The organism is Pedobacter sp. 01T416_2 (genome assembly GCF_056398925.1).
Map to the genome: position 1 here is coordinate 1 of NZ_JBFTQI010000628.1, position 3,555 is coordinate 3,555.

Here is a 3,555-nt window from a genome sequence, read left to right on the forward strand (position 1 = left end):
ATCTGGTCCTTTAGGGTGGCCTGGTCCGTGAAATTCGGCAAGCTTAACAATATTTAAACCCGCCTTTTTCAATACCTCAACAAATTCGGGCTTTTCCGGAACGGCTTTTCCACTCAGCACTACGTCCGAAATAAACTCATTATGGAAATGGCTAGCCATTGTTTTATAACCTGCCAAGGGCACATAAGTATCATTGTGCGTAAACTTTTTAACTTCATCCAATGCTGCTCCTGCCTTCCCAGTGCTCAATAAACAGAAAAAATTAAGACGCTGTTGGGTATTTGGTGGTGCATTAAACCAGGGCACATAACGTTTATCGCCCAATGGATCCTGCCTGATCCCAATACCAAAGTCGGGGATTAAGTTTAAATAGTTGCTTCCTTTCCAGGTAAATTTAAGGTTAAAAGCTTCATCTAAGGGATAGAAGTATTGATGCGGAGCAGGAAAAACGGCCAAACTTCCACCATTATTTTCGCCGATAACGGTACGGTATTTTACTTCCAAGTTTTTACTTGGATCTGCTTGTGCTGCCTTTTCGCGCTGAAGATTTCCTTTTACATCAGACCAAGCGATATTAGACCAGATATCTTTTTTGCTAAGCAATCCGGCATCGTATAAAATGGCTGTAGAATCTTTTGGGGTTGATACAACTGCAGCCACATTAAACAAAGGGCTTCCATTGTAAAGTGTTATTTCTAAAGCACCGCTAAAGTTTTCGCATTGAACTCCATTTATTCGCACCACAGTTTGCGAGCCCTTCGTAGAAACACTGGCTGCCCCTTTTTTGAATTTTACAACGTTTGTGGTATATGGTCTGGTTGGAACCCGGTCGAAAAAAACATCCCAGCCCCCACTGGTTGGACTTAAAGTGCGTTTACCTATTCTCAGCACAAATCCAGGGTCAAGATGAGCAGCAACTTCTTTTAAGGCGCCTTGCTTACCTAACAGCAAACTTTTAAACAATGGTTTGGTACGATCAAGATCTAAAATCATTTTACCTAGGGTTCCTTTACCAGCTGGCCAGGTGAGCATGAGTTCTTTTTGACTGGAAGAAACTGTTGCACCGTTGGTTTTAAATGATTTTAGGTTTACCTGGCTTTGCGCATAGCATGCYGAAAAGCATATTATCAATAATATAGAAATACTGTTTCTCATACAACTTAATCGTTTTAGTATAGATATAACGCAAGATAACAATTAAGTGCAAAACATAAAATATTCGCTAATCAGCAATGCATTGTGTTCATTATTTATTTTTTAAGAAAAACATAAATAACATTGCTTAACTTAAGTAAGAATTTTAAACCAAATATCTTGCATCCTATTCTCATCAGAAACAACGTTAAAATCCTTGGCGAAGGTAGTCAGGTAATTGTATTTGCCCATGGCTTTGGCTGTGCGCAAAGTTCTTGGAAATTTATTACAGATGCTTTTCTCAATGACTACAAAGTAATACTATTTGATTATGTTGGATCTGGCGATTCAGACCTAAGCCAATACGACCAACGTAAATATGCTACACTCGAAGGATATGCCTGTGATGTAATCGATATTATAGAAGCGCTTGATTTAAACAACATTATTTTTGTTGGTCACTCGGTAAGCAGCATGATTGGCATGATTGCCGCATTACAGATGCCAGAAGCATTTAAAAAATTAGTTTTTATTGGTCCTTCGCCGAGGTACTTAAATGATCGTGATTATATAGGTGGATTTAATATTGAAGATATTGAAACTATATTTGAGCACATAGCAGATGATTATGTAGCCTGGAGCAAGCAATTGGCACCGGTAGTAATGAATACCCCCTTAAAACCCGAATTAGCTGACTTTTTACAGGAATGTTTTGAAGCTACCGACCCAAACGTGGCCCTGGCCTTTGCAATGGCAACTTTTAAGGCCGATTATAGAGACAAATTAAAAAACCTCGGTGTGCCAAGCCTTACCCTGCAAAGTTCGAACGATATTATGGCTCCTTTATCAGCCGGCGAATTTATCCATAAAAATACACCAGAGAATTTTTTGGTTGTAATGAAAGCCACAGGGCATTTTCCGCACATTAGCGAACCAGAAGAAACCATCAGGGAAATAAAAGACTTTATTGAAGATATCCGTTTAAAATCGGCATCTGATCACCTGTATGCCTCCTAATGAATTTCAACCGGCATAAACTAAAAATTTTTAGCAGAGACCGATTATTGTTTTAAAACACTTTTGCTTCTTTTTTATCCTTTTCGCGGATCATGGTAATCAGCCTTACCCATACTTATATTGATCTGCAAGTTAAACCATCATCCTCAATAGTCTGTAGGCGCGCGCTCAGTTTACGACCTAAACTCATTACATAAATGTTTGAAAGCATTTTATGTCAAACAAGTACATTCAGCAATCAATTTTTAAGCCGGATCAACCTGCAAAAGGCGGCTCACGATATATCTGGCGATTACATGATCATCAACTATTAAACGATTCATTACGATCAGATTATCGTTGCAATTAAAACTCAGCATAACCTGGAGAATATTTTCACAAATAAATAATGAACAAAATGAATAAAATATATATTTGTAAAAAATATACCCCATTTTCAAAGCGCGCACTACCCCAATCGTCTAATATTTTTGCCTTTCCACTGACTACATATAGTCAAAAAAACCATTCAGAAGTAAACTTATAATACACTAAAGAGAAATCATCAACCATAAAAAATAAAAAAAATAAAATGAACAACATTAAAACAATTGCATTCGCTGCATTAAGTATCTTATCGGTTTATAGTGCGAAAGCTCAAAACTTTAAAGAGCCTGTTAGCTATAAACTTAAGAATGGCATGAATATCATTATTTCAGAGAACGAACGTTCGCCAAAGGCATATTCTAGCTTTACATTAGATACTAAGGCTTTTCAGGGCAAAAAAGACGGCATAGTGGAGCTGTTAAACGCCGTGTTAAACGAAAACCTAAGTAAAAACTCAAATATTAGCTTTAAGGATAACAGCGGCAAGCTGGCTACATTAAATGCAGATCTTGAGAACGACCTGGCAACAATGGCCTCGGTAATTCAAAATGCAAGCTTCGACCAAAAAACTTTTAATACGGCTAAAGCTAAGTTAATTGCCAGTATAAAATTGCAGGATTACGATTATGACCAAACGGTAAATGAAAATTCGATTAATACATTAACCTTGGCAGATATTAAAAACTTTTACAGCCAGATTTCTCCAGAAAAAACATTTTTAACGATTGCCGGAGATGTTGAATTAAATACAGCCAAAGCTTCAGCTAAAAAAGCTTTCGGCAACTGGAACCGCACACAAGAACTTGCATTAACTGTGGCAAGGTAATATTAAAATTAAATTTGAGGCCCTTTGATTAATTTCAAAGGGTTTTTTTATGCCCAAAATGTTACAAGAGATTAGGTTTATACCGCCTGTATTCAAGGAATCATTCAATATATTCGTTTTTAAATAAAATCATTGTTTCTGAAAAAAACGACAGATGAAAAAAATCTACACTCTCCTACTTCTTGTTACTATAAGTTTATCTCTACAGGCAC

The 3,555-nt window shown here is 36.9% G+C and carries 2 protein-coding genes and 1 pseudogene; 2 read left to right on the forward strand and 1 reads right to left on the reverse strand.

Annotated elements, in window-relative coordinates:
* Positions 1-1,155 (reverse strand): annotated as a pseudogene (locus tag AC1DPQ_RS21400) (hypothetical protein); the annotation flags it as partial.
* A 159-nt stretch (positions 1,156-1,314) separates the two neighbouring features.
* Here AC1DPQ_RS21400 and AC1DPQ_RS21405 point away from each other — a divergent pair.
* Together AC1DPQ_RS21405 and AC1DPQ_RS21410 are read left to right on the forward strand one after the other, a co-directional pair.
* Positions 1,315-2,151, forward strand: coding sequence for an alpha/beta fold hydrolase (locus tag AC1DPQ_RS21405; protein ID WP_477580896.1), 837 nt, complete (start codon positions 1,315-1,317; stop codon positions 2,149-2,151).
* A gap of 571 nt (positions 2,152-2,722) precedes the next feature.
* Positions 2,723-3,343, forward strand: coding sequence for a peptidase M16 family protein (locus tag AC1DPQ_RS21410; RefSeq protein WP_477580898.1), 621 nt, complete (start codon positions 2,723-2,725; stop codon positions 3,341-3,343).
* Positions 3,344-3,555 lie beyond the last annotated feature (212 nt).

Coding starts and splice junctions, on each gene's coding strand:
- AC1DPQ_RS21410 (WP_477580898.1), top strand. CDS start 2,723: ATGAACAACATTAAAACAATTGCATTCGCTGCATTAAGTATCTTATCG.